16 protein-coding genes are annotated in these 19044 nt (G+C 36.6%); all 16 read right to left on the reverse strand.

The annotated features are described in order from the left end of the window. Nucleotides 1–49: 49 nt before the first annotated feature. The gene (locus LNQ34_RS14260; protein WP_202703417.1) at nucleotides 50–2503 is read right to left on the reverse strand and encodes an FtsK/SpoIIIE family DNA translocase; all 2454 of its coding nucleotides are present in this window, start codon (nucleotides 2501–2503) and stop codon (nucleotides 50–52) included. Between the two features lie 18 nt (nucleotides 2504–2521). Then, nucleotides 2522–2896: a diacylglycerol kinase gene (locus tag LNQ34_RS14265; protein WP_017495512.1), complete on the reverse strand. Its 375-nt coding sequence runs from the start codon at nucleotides 2894–2896 to the stop codon at nucleotides 2522–2524. 9 nt (nucleotides 2897–2905) lie between these two features. Next, nucleotides 2906–3403, reverse strand: a complete 498-nt coding sequence (tpx, locus tag LNQ34_RS14270) for a thiol peroxidase (protein ID WP_017495511.1) — start codon at nucleotides 3401–3403, stop codon at nucleotides 2906–2908. A gap of 711 nt (nucleotides 3404–4114) precedes the next feature. Beyond that, a complete protein-coding gene (locus LNQ34_RS14275) occupies nucleotides 4115–4372 on the reverse strand; it encodes a DUF6952 family protein (protein WP_017495510.1) in 258 nt (85 codons plus the stop codon). Nucleotides 4373–4465: 93 nt separating this feature from the next. Next, the gene (locus tag LNQ34_RS14280; protein ID WP_007805605.1) at nucleotides 4466–4774 is read right to left on the reverse strand and encodes a thioredoxin family protein; all 309 of its coding nucleotides are present in this window, start codon (nucleotides 4772–4774) and stop codon (nucleotides 4466–4468) included. 226 nt (nucleotides 4775–5000) lie between these two features. Next, nucleotides 5001–5639 (reverse strand): peroxiredoxin, encoded by a 639-nt coding sequence (locus LNQ34_RS14285; protein ID WP_173967336.1) that lies wholly within the window; start codon nucleotides 5637–5639, stop codon nucleotides 5001–5003. A gap of 137 nt (nucleotides 5640–5776) precedes the next feature. Next, nucleotides 5777–7390, reverse strand: coding sequence for a glycoside hydrolase family 3 protein (locus LNQ34_RS14290; RefSeq protein ID WP_230000219.1), 1614 nt, complete (start codon nucleotides 7388–7390; stop codon nucleotides 5777–5779). A 207-nt stretch (nucleotides 7391–7597) separates the two neighbouring features. Further along, complete coding sequence (locus LNQ34_RS14295) at nucleotides 7598–8050, reverse strand: GNAT family N-acetyltransferase (RefSeq protein WP_230000220.1); 453 nt, start codon at nucleotides 8048–8050, stop codon at nucleotides 7598–7600. Nucleotides 8051–8176: 126 nt separating this feature from the next. Next, entirely contained in the window at nucleotides 8177–9055 is an 879-nt protein-coding gene (locus LNQ34_RS14300) for an XAC2610-related protein (protein ID WP_230000221.1), read from the reverse strand. Nucleotides 9056–9090: 35 nt separating this feature from the next. Further along, nucleotides 9091–9432, reverse strand: coding sequence for a hypothetical protein (locus LNQ34_RS14305; RefSeq protein ID WP_202703421.1), 342 nt, complete (start codon nucleotides 9430–9432; stop codon nucleotides 9091–9093). Between the two features lie 22 nt (nucleotides 9433–9454). Next, nucleotides 9455–10777 (reverse strand): MFS transporter, encoded by a 1323-nt coding sequence (locus tag LNQ34_RS14310; protein WP_202703422.1) that lies wholly within the window; start codon nucleotides 10775–10777, stop codon nucleotides 9455–9457. Further along, on the reverse strand, nucleotides 10764–12335 hold the full coding sequence (locus LNQ34_RS14315) for a glycoside hydrolase family 10-like protein (RefSeq protein ID WP_230000222.1): 1572 nt from the start codon (nucleotides 12333–12335) through the stop codon (nucleotides 10764–10766). The genes LNQ34_RS14310 and LNQ34_RS14315 overlap by 14 nt, the downstream gene beginning before the upstream one ends. Before the next feature lie 709 nt (nucleotides 12336–13044). Further along, complete coding sequence (locus LNQ34_RS14320) at nucleotides 13045–14313, reverse strand: acyltransferase family protein (protein WP_230000223.1); 1269 nt, start codon at nucleotides 14311–14313, stop codon at nucleotides 13045–13047. A gap of 330 nt (nucleotides 14314–14643) precedes the next feature. Further along, nucleotides 14644–15852: an anhydro-N-acetylmuramic acid kinase gene (locus tag LNQ34_RS14325; RefSeq protein ID WP_230000224.1), complete on the reverse strand. Its 1209-nt coding sequence runs from the start codon at nucleotides 15850–15852 to the stop codon at nucleotides 14644–14646. A gap of 364 nt (nucleotides 15853–16216) precedes the next feature. Then, nucleotides 16217–17722, reverse strand: a complete 1506-nt coding sequence (locus LNQ34_RS14330; protein WP_230000225.1) for a sodium:solute symporter — start codon at nucleotides 17720–17722, stop codon at nucleotides 16217–16219. 220 nt (nucleotides 17723–17942) lie between these two features. Continuing rightward, complete coding sequence (murQ, locus tag LNQ34_RS14335; RefSeq protein WP_070907082.1) at nucleotides 17943–18764, reverse strand: N-acetylmuramic acid 6-phosphate etherase; 822 nt, start codon at nucleotides 18762–18764, stop codon at nucleotides 17943–17945. Nucleotides 18765–19044 lie beyond the last annotated feature (280 nt).

Here is a 19044-nt window from a genome sequence, read left to right on the forward strand (position 1 = left end):
AGTAATAGAATTGTTTTGGATTTCCTGAATTTTTGTTTTCATGATGGGATTAATTTTGTTCATTATTAAAAAATTGGTCAAGAGCACTTAAGTCAGTGATGTTTACGGTTCTTGCTTTACTGCCTTCAAACGGACCAACAATGCCTGCAGCTTCCAGCTGATCGATCAGGCGACCGGCTCTGTTGTATCCTAATTTTAATTTTCTTTGCAGTAATGAAGCCGAACCTTGTTGTGCATTGACAATAATCTCTGCAGCTTCTCTGAATAAAGTATCTCTTTCGGAAATATCCACATCAAGATTGATGCCATTTTCTTCTCCAACAAACTCCGGAAGCAAATAAGCTGTGGCATAAGCTTTTTGCGAACCGATAAAATCCGTAATTTTTTCCACCTCAGGAGTGTCTATGAAGGCACATTGTACACGTATCACATCATTTCCGTTGGTGTATAATAAATCTCCTCGTCCAATTAACTGATCGGCTCCCTGTGTGTCCAGAATGGTTCGGGAATCAATTTTAGAAGTTACCCTGAAAGCAATTCTTGCGGGGAAATTGGCTTTAATTAAACCTGTAATAACATTCACCGATGGTCTTTGTGTAGCGATAATCAGGTGAATACCAATAGCACGGGCCAATTGAGCCAAACGGGCAATAGGGACTTCAACTTCTTTACCGGCAGTCATAATTAAATCGGCAAACTCGTCGACTACCAGAACAATGTAAGGTAAAAATCGGTGCCCTGCCTCGGGATTTAGTTTTCTTGCTCGGAATTTTTCGTTATATTCCTTGATGTTGCGTACCATCGCGTCTTTTAGTAAAGAGTAGCGATTGTCCATTTCAACACAAAGTGAGTTCAGTGTATTCACTACTTTTGCGTTGTCGGTGATGATAGCGTCTTCTGTATCAGGTAGTTTGGCTAAATAATGCCTTTCAATTTTATTAAAAAGCGTAAGCTCTACTTTTTTCGGATCTACCAGTACAAATTTAACTTCGGCCGGATGTTTCTTGTATAAAAGAGAGGTTAAAACAGCATTTAAACCTACCGATTTTCCTTGTCCGGTTGCTCCGGCCATCAGTAAGTGAGGCATTTTGGCCAGATCGACCACAAAAGTTTCGTTGGAGATTGTTTTTCCTAAAGCAATTGGCAGTTCCATTTCAGCTTCCTGAAATTTAGCAGATCCAATAACGCTTTTCATCGAAACCATTGTAGGGTTTTTGTTCGGAACCTCGATACCAATAGTTCCTTTTCCTGGAATAGGAGCTATAATACGGATTCCTAATGCTGAAAGTGATAATGCGATATCATCCTCTAAACTTTTAATTTTAGAAATTCTGATCCCGGCTTCCGGTACAATTTCGTATAAGGTTACCGATGGTCCAACAGTTGCTTTGATCTGTGCAATTTCAATTTTATAATTGCGAAGTGTATCAACAATTCTGTTTTTGTTTTCTTCTAATTCCTCCTGATTGATCGTAATTCCTCCGGTTGAGTATTCTTTCAATATGTCAAGTGTAGGGAATTTGTAATTGGATAGGTCTAAAGTAGGGTCGAATAAACCAAAATCGGCTACTAGACGGGAAGCCAGATTCTCTTCAATAATATCTTCCTCTTCTGCTTTTTCAATTACAAATTCTTCGGTATGAACAGGAGTTTTTACAGTTACCGGATTGATATCCATTTGAACTGGTTTTAAAACCGGATTCAAATCAATTTCTGAGGCGTTTGAAATGGTTGGTTTTAAAGCTTCTTTGTTGATTTCGAATTGGCTGATATTAGATTTTAGATGAATGTTGTCTAATTCCGGATCTTCTTCCTCGATAGCAAATTCTTCTAAGTTATAAGCACTCTCGGCTTCCTGAGGTTTTTTTATTGAAGCCAATTCTGAATTGAATTCTTTTTTAGTAGAATCAAAATACGACTGAATTTTTTCAGGAGATAGTTTGATTTTAAAAATCAGGTACACGATTAATCCGAAAAGTAGCGTAAGTAAAGTTCCGGTTTTTCCGATGTAATCTTGTAAAAACAGATTGAGTTCATATCCGATCGTTCCGCCCAATTCAGGTGCTGAAGTGGCGAAAAATCCAAATAGTACAGAGACAATAATAAGGGCAAAAAGATCCCAAAACCAAGTATTTTTTAATTTTTTGGTAGAGAGTTCCAAAGCGAGAAACATTCCGGTAAGGAAAAATAAACGAACGAATATAAATGAAGCAATACCAAAACCTTTGTATACAATAAGATCGGCGAGGAACGCCCCGAATTTTCCGAGCCAGTTTTCTACAATTTCGGTACGATCGCCAAGCTGGCTTACCGCACTTTGGTCAGATTGCCATTGTCCGTTGACATAAAAAGAAATAAAGGCAACTAATAGTGCCGCAGAAAAGAGTATCAGAAGACATCCTAAAACAAATTTTTGTTGTTTGGATAGGTTTCCGTACTTTATCTTTTCAGTCTTTGATTCGTTTTTTTTGTCTAAAGTTTCCTTTTTGGTTGTTTTTGCCATTCTTGCGTTTCCTGTTGCCTATATAAATTTTGGGATGTAAATGATTAAGCCTATTGCGATTGCTGTCATTGCGGCAAAAAATACCGCTCCCGCTGCAATATCTTTAATAAAACCGATTCGTTTGCTGTAATCAGGGTGAATAAAATCGGCAATTTTTTCTACTGCCGTATTCAAACCTTCAACGCTTAAAACGAGGCCTATGGCTAATGTTTGGCACAACCATTCGGTTTGTGAAATATGAAAATAAAACCCGGCTATGGTCATGATAATTCCCAGAGAGAATTGAACCATAATGCTGTGTTCTGTTTTGATTAATTTTACCGCTCCGTTAAAAGCATAGGTCATACTTTTTAGACGGCCGGTAACAAAGGTATTGTCTTTTTGAAATTCCATTTAAAGATATTATAATGCTGCTAAAGCTGCTTCGTAATTTGGTTCGTTTGCAATTTCAGCTACTTGTTCAGTGTGAGTTACTTTTCCATTAGCATCAACTACAATGATTACTCTTGAATGTAAACCAGCCAAAGGTCCGTCAACAATTTCTAAACCGTTTGTTTTTCCAAAATCTCCTGCCTGAAAATCGGATAAGTTAACTACATTTTCTAATCCTTCAGCACCACAAAAACGTTTTTGTGCAAATGGTAAATCTCTTGAAATACACAATACAGTTGTGTTCTCTAAGTTGCTGGCACTTTCATTGAATTTTCTAACAGATGTAGCACAAGTTCCGGTATCGATACTTGGGAAAATGTTTAAAACCAGTTTTTTTCCGGCAAAATTGCTTAAAGAAACAACTGATAAATCGTTTTGTACTAATTTGAAATCAGCTAGTTGTGATCCAACTGTTGGTAATTCGCCTGAAGTATGAATAGGATTTCCTCCCAATGTTATTGAAGCCATGATTTTTATTTAAATTAATGAGGTTCAAAAGTAAGGATTAATATTCGAATCTAAAAGTATTTGTTGATGGGTTTAAGGAGAGATTAAGGGGGCTGTTTTAATAGCCACGTATTCACGAATTATTTTAGATTTATCACAAAGGATGTCATTTCGGCGAAGGAGAAATTGCACTAGAGAGAGGCATTTTTGATTGTGGAGTTTTTTCTGTGATCTGCTTCGCCTATTCGCTATCGCTTGGGTTTCCTTCGACTTCGCTCAGGAAGTCACCATTGGTTCAGAGTGCGAGTGTGACATGATATGAGTTTTTCGTTTATTGATCTGATTGGTGAAGAAGATCTTTTGTAGTATGAAAGTCCTTCGACTTCGCTCAGGAGGACACTCGTGGTTTAAACCGAGAGTGTGACTGCAAACTGAGACTGCAAACTGAGACTGAAAACTGAGACTGCAAACTGAGACTGCAAACTGAGACTGAAAACTGAGACTGTAAACTGAGACTGTAAACTGAGACTGTAAACTGAGACTGAAAACTGAGACTGTAAACTGAGACTGAAAACTGAGACTGAAAACTGAGACTGAAAACTGAGACTGAAAACTGAGACTGAAAACTGAGACTGAAAACTGAGGCTGAAAACTGAGACTGTAAACTAAAAAAAAAGCGCCTCAAAATTGAAACGCTTTCTCTTGTCATGTTTTTTTTATTTGTATGCTCGATTATTTATCGATGGAACCTAAAACACGTTTCATGAACGCATTTAGAGCTTCTTTTTTATCAGTGCCCTGAACTACCATTTTGTGTACTTCAAGCGCACCATACATATTCGAAATTAATTCGCCAATTACATCTAATTCTTCATCTTTTAAAGACGGAATTTCAGTCATCGCTTCTAAAACTTCGATAGTTTCAATGATATAATCCTGATCGTTTTCTTCGATGAATTGGGTTAACTGCTTTATTACGGGTAATTTCATTTTTTTTAGATTTTTAGATTTTTAGATTATTGGATTTTTAGAAAAGGGTTAAAGTATCTAACCGTCCAAAAATCTAACAATCTAACAATCAATTTAAGCGATCGCGTTTACCAAGTCGATTAAAACTTCTTGTTTGTTGGTTTGAGTTTCTCCAACCAATTGTCCGTTTACAAAGGTTGCGAACGTAGGCAGGTTGCTTACATTGGCTAACTTTCTTGATTCCGGTGAATTTTCAGCATCAACCAAAACAAAAGTGATAGCTTCGTTTTCTGTGGCTAGTTTTTTGAATTTTGGTTTCATAATACGGCAATTTCCACACCATGAAGCTGAATATTGCACTACTACTTTTTCATTTTTAGCAACTAAATCTGCTAACGTATCTTCGTTTAAGTCGATTAACATAGTTTTTATTTTTAAGACACTAAGTTGTTAAGGTTCTAAGATGCTAAATTTTTGCTCTCGAACCGAATAACTTTGTGTGGATTTATTTGATAGTTTTTTAAGTCGTTGAGATTCTAAGATCTAAGTTTAATCTTAGAATCTCTTGACTTTTATTGTAGAACTATAGGTAAGATTCAAAAGTTAAGTTAAAAAACTTAGCATCTTAGAACCTTAGTATCTTTGCTGCTTAATTAGCGCTTAAATACTCAGCAGTACTAAGTCTGTCTGCGCTCATTGCTTCTTTTCCGGCTTCCCAGTTTGCAGGACAAACTTCACCTTTAGTTTGAATGTGAGTGTAAGCATCAACCATTCTTAAATATTCGTTTACGTTACGTCCTAATGGCATATCGTTAACACTTTCGTGGAAGATTTTTCCAGTTTCGTCAATTAAGTAAGTAGCTCTGTAAGGTACGTTTGAACCTTCGATGATAACTGAATCAGTTTCTTCGCTGTAGCTTGTAGCTTCGATGTCAAGAATACCTAAAATATTAGCTAAGTTACGGTTTGTATCTGCTAAGATTGGGTAAGTAACACCTTCGATTCCACCGTTATTTTTTGGTGTGTTTAACCATGCAAAGTGTACTTCGTTTGTATCACATGAAGCTCCGATTACGATAGTATTTCTTTTTTCAAATTCTGGTAAAGCAGCTTGGAAGGCGTGTAATTCAGTTGGGCAAACAAAAGTGAAATCTTTTGGGTACCAAAACAATAATACTTTTTTGTTGTTGTTTACTGCTTCTTCAAAAATGTTGATTTTTAAATTATCACCCATTTCAGAGATAGCATCAACTGCAATACTTGGGAATTTTTTTCCTACTAAAGACATATTTTTCGTTTTAAAGTTAAAAATTTATTTCTGGTGCAAAAGTAGGGCATAAGTGCGTATTCTTACAATAAGAAGTAATTATTAATATTTATTAGGTGATAGTTTTTGATTATAAGTTACTGTTTGGTTTTTGTAAGTTATTGGATTTCAATATTTACGGGTAGGTTTCCTCTGCAAGTATTATTTTCAAGAAATTGAATTCCTGCATTTTTTTGAAATTCTTCGAAATCCTGATACACCTGAATAATTCGGGAAGCTTTAGAAAGATTCGGAATTATTGGCAAAACATAAGGATTTCCGAAAACGTAAAGGAGGCACTTTTTGGTTTGAAGAAGGTTAGAAAGCAATTCTAAAACTTCATCATTGATTTCGAAATTATTCATTGGTTTTGCTTTCGGAACAAACAAAGAAATAATAACGGTTTCGAATGGCTCCAGACCTTTTTTGATTTCTGAAATGGATGAATCTTCTGCATTCTCAAAATCAAATTCTGCTGAATTTAGTACGGTATTTAAAGTCTGAAAAAATGGATTTTTCGTGTTTTTGTATAAACTTAATTTGGCTAACTGGTTGTTTTTTTGTGCTTCAAAAACCTGTTCGATGGTGAAATCATCAATGATTTTTGTGATGGAATTTTGAGCAATTTCAAGGTTTAAAGCTGATGCTCTTTCGAAATTTAGTTCACCTGAAGTAAATTGATTTTCAGCTAGAATTCCAACTTTTTGCTTGGCTTTGATAATTCTGTTGAAACTTTCTTCAATACGTTCAGGAGAAGCATTTTTAAGAATGGCTTCGATTCCTTCGGGTACATTTTCGGCGAAACATAAAACATCATTACCCGCATTGAAGGCTTCCCATTCCAATTCTCCTTTGGTTTCGTATAATTTAGAAACACTATGCATGTTCAGTGCATCGGAAATGACCAGACCATCGTAACCCAGTTTTTCTCGTAAAAGTGTTTCAATAATAGGTTTTGATAAAGTTGCCGAAGTATTTTTTCCTTCGTTCAAACTTGGAACTGCTAAATGTCCAATCATAATCGAATCGACATTGTGTTCAATTCCTTTAATAAAAGGGTACAGCTCGTTTTCAAGTAATTCTTCTAAAGTCTCGCTTAAAACCGGTAACCCTAAATGCGAATCGACATTGGTATTTCCGTGTCCGGGGAAGTGTTTCAGACAGCCTAAAATTCCCACTTCCGACATGCCTTTAAGATATTCTACAGCAAAATGGGCTACTTTTTCTTTGTTTTCACCAAAAGAGCGATAGCCTATTACGGGGTTGTTCGGGTTGTTATTGATGTCGGCCAAGGGAGATAGATTGTAATGAATTCCTGCAGCTTTCAAATCTAAACCAATTTGTTTCCCCACTTCATAAACCAGATTCGATTTATTTTCCGGTAAGGCGCCTAATGTAATGGCGTACGGGTACTGCGGTGTTTTTTCAATGCGCATGGCTAAGCCCCATTCGGCATCAATGCTGATTAGGAGAGGGGTAGTGGCTACGTTTTGATAACGGACAATCAGGTCTTTTATTTTTTGATAGCTGTCGTCATTAAAAACAACTTTTTTCTTGCTCTCGTAGTTTGTTGCAGCACTCGCACGGCTGTGAAAAAAGGTAAGTCCGCCAATGTGGTGTTCTTTTATTAAACGTTCAGTTTCCTGGATGTTTTCTTCGGTATCGTTTATAAAAACTGCAGGAAAAAAGAATTGTCCCACTTTTTGTCTTAATGCTTGTGCTGTCATTTTCATTAGTATAAAACCCGTTGGGTTGTAATTCGTAAAAGTTTAATTAAACAGATAGTCCCGATGCATCGGGATATGTGTAAAAAAGGATACAAAAAAAAAATATAATTTCTTTCACATAACCAGTTTTGTGTATTTTAAATAAGTGAAACGTCTTTTTTCTGCTAAAAAAATCTATGTTTCTATGTGTTAAAAATGGCTACACCCAAAAGATTATTTTAAAGTCATTTTCATACAAACACTATTGTCCATTTTCTCGTAAGGCGGATAGTTTGGAATGATAGTGTAACCTAATTTTTGGTATAAGCTGATGGCTTCCGGCTGATTTTTACCGGTTTCGAGAATCGTATAGCTGTATTTGATTTCTTTTGCCCAGCGCTCGAGTTCTGCCAAAACCTGAGAAGCAATTCCTCTTTTTCGGAAATCGGGGTGGACAAACATGCGTTTGATTTCGACCGTATCTTTTTCTTTTTCCCTAAAAGCACCACAACCAACTGCTATATCATTTTCATAGAAAACGACAACATGTTTGATGAGATCGGTTTTGTTAAACTGATTGTAAAAGTCATGGTCTTCTCCGTCTCTGATTTTTAAATCCTGATCCAGTAAAACGACCAGATTTTTAAAATCAGTATCGTCAGAGTTGGTTCTTTTTAAACTAATCATGATGTTAAATTTATTTTCGTTTTTGAAAAAGGAGCTTTACAATATGGTGTTTTGGCTAAGCTGAAATTTATTTTTCAGGATTAAAAAGTTTGCATTTTCATAAAAATGCTCTTTTAAAGCTGCTTTTTATTCATAACCTTTCCCCGTAAACCAATCATATCCCTCAATTGTTTTGTATTCATTAGGCATTGAACTCAGTATCACAGTCTCTTTTTTATTATTGTTATAAGGTTTGTTTTTTGAGATAATTAATTTACCGGTTTTCTTGTCGTTTTTGTCTTTTTCATAGTAGACATATTCCAGAGTGTCAATTGTCTCGCCATTCCATCTGTATTTGTACATCTCAGTTTCTCCGGGATGACCATATTGTACACCTCTTATTATTTTTTCTTTAGGAGAGAAAGTTGGATTGATAAATTCAAAACTATTTGAAAAAGTCTTTTGGTCTTCTCTGAGTAAGTAAATATTACTGAAAGCTTTTAAGCAACACCCGGTAGCACCATACCAGTTTAAAACGAAGTCTTTTAATCCATCTCCATTAATATCTCTAATAGTGTCATTTCTATAAGTCAGACTCCATTCTTTATGAGAGACCACCTTTTTAAATTTATTGTTAACTTTTGAATAGATGTCAATGTATACATCGTTTATTCCGTAACGGTGAATAATTAAATGGGGATGCTTTTTGGTGAAATGATTATCGAAATTTATATCCACTTCAATTGCAGTGTTCACTTTATATTCTTGGTGAAATTTGTTCTTGTCAATATTTTGTGTTGCAATTTTTATTGCATTTGTTAAGATCTGGTCAAATCTTACACTATCAATTCTATTTTGCTGTTCTAATTTTTTTCTTTTTTCTAAACGTTCTTTTTCCTTTTGTAAAAACGTTGCCGAAACCGAATCTTTTCTAACTGCCTTTTTTTTCTTTTCGTTTGATTGTCCGCATGAAAATAATGACAGTATGATTACTACTATTGCTAATATGTTTGGTTTTGTCTTCATACGGTTGCGAAAACTTAGAAAATGATAATTTGTTCTTATTTCAGTTTGCTTTTCTTTTGTTTGGCAAGTTGTGTTTTGGTGTGTAATGCTTTTTCTAAGCGGTTTTTGAAACGGAAGAGTTTCGGCAAACCTTCGAGTCGGTCTTCGAGTGTAATTTTTTCAAAAACAACAATGGCTTTTTCTAAAACCCGGATCTCATTATCGAGATCCATCTGGTTTTTATAGAAGGTTGCTAATCGGTCGTAAGGATGATTTCCTTTAAAACCTTCGTTGATATTTTGTTCGTATAACGCAATTGCTTTCTCCGTTTCTCCTGCTTTTTCCAATTCAATTGCTTTCAGGTTTCGTTCGGCCTGTAAATTTTCATTGATCTCCATAGGTAAGATGTTTGATTTGGGGTTAAACTTCTTCAGATTTTTTCCCAAAATCTTTTGGGAATATTAAAAAACGTGATAAAATAAGACCTGGGATTGTGGCGATTACTACCCAGATAAAGAAGTTTTCATAACCTAAATATTTTTGTATAAAACCACTTAACATCCCCGGAAGCATCATTCCTAATGCCATAAAACCGGTTGCAAGCGCATAATGTGCCGTTTTTGATTCTCCTTCTGCAACATGAATTAAATACATCATAAAACCTGTGAAACCAAAACCGTATCCAAATTGTTCCAGAATAACGGTAATGCAGGTATAGAGATTTAAAGGAGAGTTAATTTCGAAAAAATACAAATTGATATGAAGATGGAAAATATCTTGCGGCTGAAAATGAGCCAATCCGATAAAACCAAGAATAGGGAGATGCATGGTCAAAAACATTGGAAACATCCATTTGGTAAGACCATGTTTAGAAAGCGCGATTCCGCCTAAAATTCCTCCAACAGTCAAAGCAAAAATCCCCAGAGTTCCATAAATTATTCCAACAGCTTCCGTATCTAATCCCATTCCGCCTAATTCTTTTCCGTCCAATAAAAAAGGACTTAACATTTTAAGTAATTGAGATTCACCAAGTCTGAAAACTAGGATAAAAGCGAGAATTATTCCAATTTGTTTTTTTTGAAAGAAACTGATAAATATAGTGGCAAAGTTTTGATGATGTGTTTTATCAGCACTTTCTAAGGTGTTTATTTCTTCTTTTGGCGTAAAAATGAAATTGTAAAGGGTAATAAATGTCATCAATAAACCAACAATAATCATGGTATAGGACCAGGCTTTGGTATTGTCGCCATATTTATGTTCTAAATAACCGGCAAGCAAAACAATTAATCCATTTCCGGCAAGCATCGAAAGTCTGTAAAAGGTACTTCTGATTCCTAAGAAAAAAGATTGCTGCTCTTTGGGTAAAACCAATAAATAGAAACCATCACTAGCAATATCATTGGAGGCTGATGCAAAAGCGGCAACCCAGAATATGGCTAAAGTCATCATGAAAAAACCACTTGTGGGAATGGTGAATCCAACGACCAAAAAAGCAATAGAGATGAGCAATTGCATTGATAAAAACCATTTTCTCTTAGTTCCTGTCAACTCAATAAAAGGGCTCCAAAGTGGTTTTATCACCCAGGGCAGGTATAATAAACTGGTGTAGACGCCAATATCTTCGTTTGATATTCCCAGATTTTTGTACATAATTACCGAAACAGAGATAATTATGGCATAAGGCAATCCAGATGCGAAATTTAGAAACGGAATCCAGAACCATGGTTTATTATCTGTTTTCATTTGGCTGGGCAGGGGTATAAGGTTTAAATGGTTTTTTTAGGTCGATAGCTGCGGGCGTACTTTCATTAGCATAATAATCAATAAAGGTTACGGCGCAGGCTTTGTACTGATTTATTTTTTCGGCAGGAATGCTGAATGAAATTACTCCGTTTGTTTCATAAACGGTAATTTTATCGATAATTTTTGTAGCGTCATTAACATCTACTTTCGAAACATGATCTCCACCATAAATTACGATGTAGCGCACTTTTGTATTCAGCGGACTTTTGATTGTGAAGGTGTATTTATTGCTGTCTTTTGAATACTCATTGAAAACCGGTGTATCGATTATAATGTGCTTTAAATTGGGTACTGCAGCCGGAAGTGCCGGATATTTATATTGATTTTCTTCTAAAAGACGAACGATATCAAAGTTCTTGTTCATGAACCATTTAGAACTGAAATAAGCGCTTCCGCTTACTTTTTTGAAGCTTCTAGCATAATCAATCTGATTTGGAATTTCACTGGCAAAATTCCAGCTTTTGTCATTGTCTCCTCTGATTTTATAAGAGGCGTGTCCGATATAAAGTGCAGTATTATTAGAGTTCTCTGACCACCATTTGACCAATTTTGAATAAGAAGCTCTCGGGTTGTTCATACTCCAGTACAATTGAGGAAGGATGTAATCGATCCATTTTTGGTCCATCCATAAAACAGGATCGGCATACAAATCGTCGTAATTGGACGTTGACTGGGTTTCAGAACCTTTTGGATCCTGAGATTTATTACGCCACACCCCAAACGGACTGATTCCGAATTGTACCCATGGTTTACTGGTTTTGATCATGGTCGAAATGGTGTGTACAAAGTTGCTCACATTGGCACGACGCCAATCACCAAGACTTAACCCGGCTCCGTATTTTTTGTAGGAAGTGGTATCGTTAAAGGTTTTTCCCGGAACAGTATACGGATAAAAGTAGTCGTCAAAATGAATGGCATCGATATCGTATTTGTCGACTACTTCTTTTACCACCTTGGTTAGATGTTCCTGAACCTCAGGTAATGCAGGGTCGTAATATATTTTTCCGGCGTATTCAATCATCCATTCCGGATGCTTAAAAATGTCGTGATCGGGACTTAACTGCTGTTTGTTCAGGTCGAAAGTAGCGCGATACGGATTCAGCCAGGCGTGAAATTCAAAGCCTCTTTTGTGGGCTTCCTCGATCATCCAGGCCAAGGTATCGTAATACGGATTGGGTGCCTGTCCTTCTTTCCCTGTCAGGAAACGGGACCATGGTGCGAGTTCTGTTGGATATAAAGCATCTCCAACGCTTCGAATCTGAACTATTACGGCGTTGTAGTTTAATTTTTTATAAGCATCTAAAATCTCAAGATAGTCCGCTTTTTCTTTCTCTACGCTGTCTTTAGCTGTTTTTGGCCAGTCGATGTTGACCACAGTTGCAATCCAGACCCCTCTAAATTCATTTTTAGGGTAAAGTGTTTTTTCCTGTGCATCGGATTTCCATCCGAAGAAAAATAAAAATAGAATAGAGAATAATAGTTGCTGATTTTTATGCATTTCAATCTTTTTTAACAGAAACCAAAAATAGTTTTTTTAGATGAGTATAAGAAATTATAATTTTAGAATAGTGATTAAGTGGAATGTTTAATGGTTTAATCGTTTATTCGTTTAATTATAGGTTGATAAACGGAGTGAAATTCTTTGCTGTTTATGGTTTATAGTTTGTTGTTTGTTGTTTGTTGTTTGTTGTTTGTTGTTTGTTGTTTGTCTGAGCGGAGTCGAACTTGTCTGTCTGAGCGAAGTCGAGGTTGTCCGTCTGAGCGGAGTCGAGGTTGTCCGTCTGAGCGAAGTCGAAGACAGGTCAACGAGAACGTGGGGGGCTTCGACTTCGCTCAGCCGGATATTAGTTTTAGTTTTGTAAATCGAAGTTGTCTGTCTGAGCGGAGTCGAACTTGTCTGTCTGAGCGAAGTCGAAGACAGGTCAACGAGAACGTGGGGGCTTCGACTTCGCTCAGCCGGACATTAGTTTTAGTTTTGTAAATCAATAATCGTTAATCGGAAATTTTAAATATAAAGGGTTTATAGTTTATAGTTTGTAAATCGAACTTGTCCGTCTGAGCGGAGTCGAAGTTGTCTGTCTGAGCGGAGTCGAAGACAGGTCAACGAGAACGTGAGGGGCTTCGACTCCGCTCAGCCGGACATTAGTTTTAACTTTGTAAATCAATAATCGATAATCAAATATCCTAAATCTTAAATTAATTAGGATTTATACCTTAAAAATGAGTCTTTTTTTGTAAAAATATCCTAAAACACAACTCCATAATAGTACATACAGTACAGAATAGGTAAAGGACGATAACAATTGATTTTCAAAAAGAGGACTGATCCCGTACTGGTACGCATAGTCTCTAACGTTTATAGTCTCGGAAATATTTTGAGGATTCTGAATTTTAATCATGGCAAGTGCACGAGGCAGTATGCCGGAAACAAAAAATACAATCATTGGATTTACACCCCAACTGAGTAAAAAAGTTGTCCATTTTTTGTGATTGAGTATATCTACTACATAATAGATCAGGGTGAGGAGAAATAAACCAATCCCGGCAGTAAATAAAACATACGAGCTGCTCCAAAGTGCTTTATTTATAGGGAAAAATAGAGACCACAGTAATCCTGAGATCATCAGGGCAACACTGAGGATTCCCATTTTTTTTGCAATTTCGGTTTTGGGTATGGGTTTTAGAAGCAATTGACCTATTAGTAGTCCGATCAATCCGTTTGCTATAGTGGGTACAGTACTTAGAATACCTTCCGGATCCCAGGTTTTGGTAGCGATGTACATGTGATCTTTGAGTAAAATACTATCGAGCCATGACGCTAAATTGGTACCCGGTTCCAGATTTGCAGGACCAATTCCGGGAACAGGAACCAGTGTCATGATCGCCCAATAGCCCAATAAAATAAGAGTACTTAGAATGATTTGGGTTTTTACGTTTGTTTTTAAATAGACGAGTGAAACCAGCAGATAAACAACTCCGATGCGTTGCAGCACACCTGGAAGTCTGACATCGCTGAAATTTTCGTGTCCGCCATAAGCTAAAGCGAGAAAAATAATGAAAAGACCAGCGGCTAAAAGGGTTTTAATTTTAAGATTGAAGTTTCCAATTAAAGCATATCCAACTAAAGCGGTGAGCATTAAACGCACGAGAAGAAGTGGAAATCCGTCAAGTCCCAGAAAATAAATGCTGTTGAAAAAGTACAGAAAAAATCCAAGGCAAATGATGCGCAGGGAACGGGTGATTATTTTTAAGATGTTTTCGGGTTTGTCCTGTTTAATGGGCATGGCGAGTGGAATTGCGATTCCAACGACAAGTATAAAAAACGGAAAAACGAGATCGGCTAAGGTGCAGCCGTTCCACTTTGCATGATCGAGAATGGGGTAAACATAATCCCAGCTTCCCGGATTGTTTACAACGGTCATTAACAAGACAGTAAGCCCTCTTAAAACATCAACTGAAATGATACGATCTTTCATTTTCTTATTTTATTTAATTCGTTTCGGAGTCTTTTTAAACACATAGAGACATAGCATTTTGTAAACCGAAAATCAGGCATTTCACTTTTTCTCAATACACATAGCTTACTACGTGAAAGAAACGAGTTTCTTTTTAGGAATTCTTTTTTATATAAATCTAGGCCTCTATGTGTTAAAATGATAGCCACAGATTAATGGATTAAAAAGATTATAAAATCTGCAAGATCTGCAAAATCTGCGTGAAAAATATTTATCACATAGAGGCATCGTTTTTTATAAGTAAGATAGTCTATGTCTATTGGTTTAGTTAAACTTTCAGGAAGTATATCTTTAATCAGGTAACGAGATTTTCCCCATGGTTACAGATGGAATTCCTTTGTGTGAGCCAAAATTAAAATCTTCCCCAGCTATAGTTTCATTAGCCAAAACAGCAAACAAAACGGCTTCTTTGGCATCGCCAGAAATACCCAGTTCATCTGTTTTGTGAAAATCGCAAGGCAACAATTCTTTAAGCCATTGCACCAGTAAAGGATTGTGCGTACCTCCGCCGGACAGGTAAATTTTGAAATCTTCGAGTCTATCAGCAGAGTTGTTTACGGCATAATGAATGGCTTCGGCGATTGTTTCAGCGCTAAAACGGGTTAATGTAGCCAGTAAATCGGGAGCAGAAATGGTTTCAGAGGAACTTCTGACCAAAGCTGCTTTTACGTATTCGGCACTAAAAAGCTCCGGACCTATTGTTTTTGGAAATTCCTGACGGAAAAAAGCATCGTCTTTTAAATGATCGAGCAATAACTGATTTACAGTTCCTTTTCGGGCTATTTCGGCATCTTTGTCGTAACTTTTTTCAGGGTAATACTGTTTCGTAAAAAGATCGATCAGGGTATTTCCGGTTCCGGTATCGGTTACGAAAGTTTCTTCGGGATTTAATGAAGCAGGTAAGAAGGTAAAATTAGCAATACCACCCATATTGAGCATGATGCGATTTTCGCCCTTTTTTCCAAATAAAAAATAATCACCATAAACGGCTAACGGAGCGCCTTCACCACCTGCTGCAATGTGTTTTTGTCTGAAATCAGAAAGGGTAATGATACCTGTTTTTACGGCAATATGATCGCCATCGCCAATTTGTAAAGTGGCGTTTGGAAATTTCTCCTGTTGGTGCAAAAACTTAGGAGCGTGTAAAACCGTCTGTCCGTGTGAGGCAATCAAATCGATTTGGCTGGCGGAAATATTTCGTTTTTTCAGAAAATCGTTTATCATTTCGGCATGCAAAATTCCAATCCATTCGTTGAGCATCACCAAATGTTGAAAATCAATTTCTTTCTTCGCAAAAACTTTACGGATTTCAAATTTAATGTCTTCCGAATAATCGATAGTTTCAAATTTAGTTATTTTGACAGCGCTATTTTGCCCTGAACCTGAAATTTCGCATAAGGCAATATCGAGCCCGTCAAGGGAAGTACCGGACATTAACCCAATAATGCTGCGGGTTTCTTTTTGAGCAATTTGGTACAGTGCGTTTATATTTTTATTCATGAAAATTGAATTTTATAAAGACGATTTGAATTATAAAATAGATAAAATTAACTCGTTGAGTGTAATTTGTTTTAACACATAGACACATAGTATTACTTTTTGTACAGAAGGCGTTTCACTTGCATCAATACGCATAAGCTATCTGAAAAAAAACTTAGATTCATTTTTTTGATAAAAATAAATCTGCGTAAATCTTTTTTACTCTCATTTTATCCGCTTAATCTGCCAAATCTGCGTGAAAAAAATAGCTCGCAGATTTAGCAGATCAGGCAGATTTTAATTACAGTTGCGGTCCAGTGTGCTAAATTTTTTTTTTTCATTACATCCAAGGGGTTAAAATTAGAGTATTTTGGCAGTAATCGGCTTAAAAGTATATTTTTTTGTCGGTTTTTTTACTGGTAAAATAAAGGCCTGTATAGGTAATTAGTGCATTTATAAGGATCAATTCATTGTCAAAGACATAACCGAAAAGGGCCTTCGAATTTTCGCTTAGTACATAAGTTAAAATGGGAGCTACGATACAAAACCAAGGTACCAATTTATCGGTTACAATTCTGTTTTTCTGAAGTAATCCAAAAGCATACAAACCTAAAAGCGGTCCATAAGTATAGGAAGCGGCCTTGAAAACTAAAGCCACCACAGAACTGTCATTAAAAGAATTAAGGACTATAATAACCAAAAAGAACAGGAACGAAAAGGCGAGGTGCACTACATGTCTTCGTTTTACATTTTTTGGATTTGAAATGTTTTCGCTTTTGTCCATCCCCAGAAAATCAACACAAAAAGAAGTGGTCAGAGCCGTTAAAGCTGAGTCGGTTGTCGCAAAAGTGGCTGCAATGATTCCTAACAAAAATACCAGAGCGGGAACAGTAGCCAAATGATTCAGTGCAATCTCCGGAAAAAGAAGATCCGTTCTGGGTTTGTTGGTTACCAAATCCAGCGGTACGGAAATGTTGTTTTTTGCAGCATACATATACAGTAAAGCTCCCAAACTTAAAAAAAGAAGACTGATTGTGACAAAAATAACGGTAAAAGTATACATGTTTTTTTGCGCTTCTTTAATGTTTTTGCAACTGATGTTTTTTTGCATTAAATCCTGATCCAGTCCCACCATTGCAATCATGATCAATAGCCCTCCTAAAAATTGCTTCGCAAAATGATATTTATTAGTCAGGAAATCATCAAAGAAAAAAGTTTTAGAATAATTACTGTTTCGAATTGCTGAAACCGATTCGAATACGGTTAAGTCTAAACTGTTTAATACAAAATAAATGGTAATAAAAACAGAGGACACCAAAAAGAAAGTCTGTAAAGTGTCTGTGATAATAATAGCTTTTAAGCCGCTTCGGTAAGTATATAAAAAAACAAAGGTCAGACCTAAAAATACGGTGAGCGGAAACGGAATGTGATAGTAGTCAAAAACATAACGCTGCAGTACGAGCACAACCAAATAAAAGCGCAAGGCAGAACCTATGGTACGGCTAACCAGAAAAATAGAGGCGGCCGTTTTGTAACTGTTCGTTCCCATTCTTTTTTCGATATAGCTGTATATCGAGGTAAGGTTCATTCTGTAATACAAAGGGAGCAATACTTTTGCAATTACAATAAGCCCTACGGCCTGTCCCAATATAAACTGAAAGTATTTGAACTGCTCTCCGTTTGGCGATCCTACCTCACCCGGAACGGAGATAAACGTTAGTCCGGACAGCGAAGTGCCAATCATTCCAAAAGCGACTAAATACCATTTGGAGTTTTTATTGGCCTTGAAAAACGAATCGTTGTCCTGTCCTTTTTTGCTGATGATTTGAGAAATCAGTAATAGTATGCCAAAATATACGATGATGAAGATTAAGATGGTGCTTGAAGACATTTTGGTTTTGGATTAGTGATGAGATTATTTTTTTAACTTGTTCATGAGCTCCATAAAAGGTCTGTTAAACACAATATTGTCATTTCGACGTAGGAGAAATCACATACAAAACTCCGTATAGAAAGTCGCCAATCTTTGTCGAATTACTAGTGCGATTTCTCCCTTTGGTCGAAATGACATAAACTTTGCGGGAAATTTATTCACCATAGTAGTAAAGAGTTTATTTCTTAGCGTTGTTTGCCTGTAACACGGCTCTGACGCTTTTGTGTTTCTCTAACAGTTCGGCAGCCTGATCGTGTTCAATTTGGAGTTCTTCCACGATCATTTTAATTGCTCTTTTGACTAATTTTTCGTTAGACAATTGCATGTCGACCATTTTGTTGCCTTTGATTCTTCCCAGTTTAATCATCACCGAAGTTGAAATCATATTTAAAGTCAGTTTTTGTGCTGTTCCTGCTTTCATGCGGGTACTTCCGGTCAGGAATTCGGGTCCAACCACGACTTCGATCGGATAATCGGCAACTTCGGCAATTAGTCCTTTACTGATACAGGAAATGCTGCCTGTTTTAATATTGTTTTCTTTGGCTTTTTGGAGTCCGCCCAATACATACGGAGTGTTTCCGGAAGCGGCTATTCCGATAACAAAATCCAGACTCGAGATCTGATGTTTCGATAAATCTTTCCAGGCTTGCTCGGTATCGTCTTCGGCATTTTCTACAGCTTTTCGAATGGCGGTATCACCTCCGGCAATAATTCCGATAATCATATCATGGGGTACTCCAAAAGTAGGAGGGCACTCAGAAGCATCTAAAATTCCAATACGCCCTGAAGTTCCGGCACCAATATAAAATAAGCGTCCGCCCAACTGCATTTTTTTCACGATGGCTTTGACCAGCTTTTCAATTTTCGGAATTTGTTTTTCAACAATATGAGGTACCTTTTGATCTTCTGTATTCATGTTGATCAGCAATTCTTTGGTGCTCATCTGATCCAGATTTTTATAAAGGGACTCTTGTTCGGTTTCGGGGTTTTTATTTTTCATAATACATAGCTGTAGTATTGTTTAATCGTTTAACTGTTTAATCGTTAAGTTGTTTGTTGTTTGTTGTTTATGGTTTATGGTTTGTTGTTTGTTGTTTGTTGTTTGGAAATCAAAAAATAAGATTGATTATGAATGTCAGGCTGAGCGGAGTCGAAGCCCACGTTCCTATTGACCAGTCTTCGGCTTCGCTCAAACTGACAATGCCTCGATTTCGCTCAGACTAACAATGCCTCGACTTCGCTCAGACTGACAATGCCTCGACTTCGCTCAGTCTGAGTGG

It is taken from the genome of Flavobacterium lipolyticum (assembly GCF_020905335.1).
Taxonomy (GTDB): Bacteria; Bacteroidota; Bacteroidia; order Flavobacteriales; family Flavobacteriaceae; genus Flavobacterium; species Flavobacterium lipolyticum.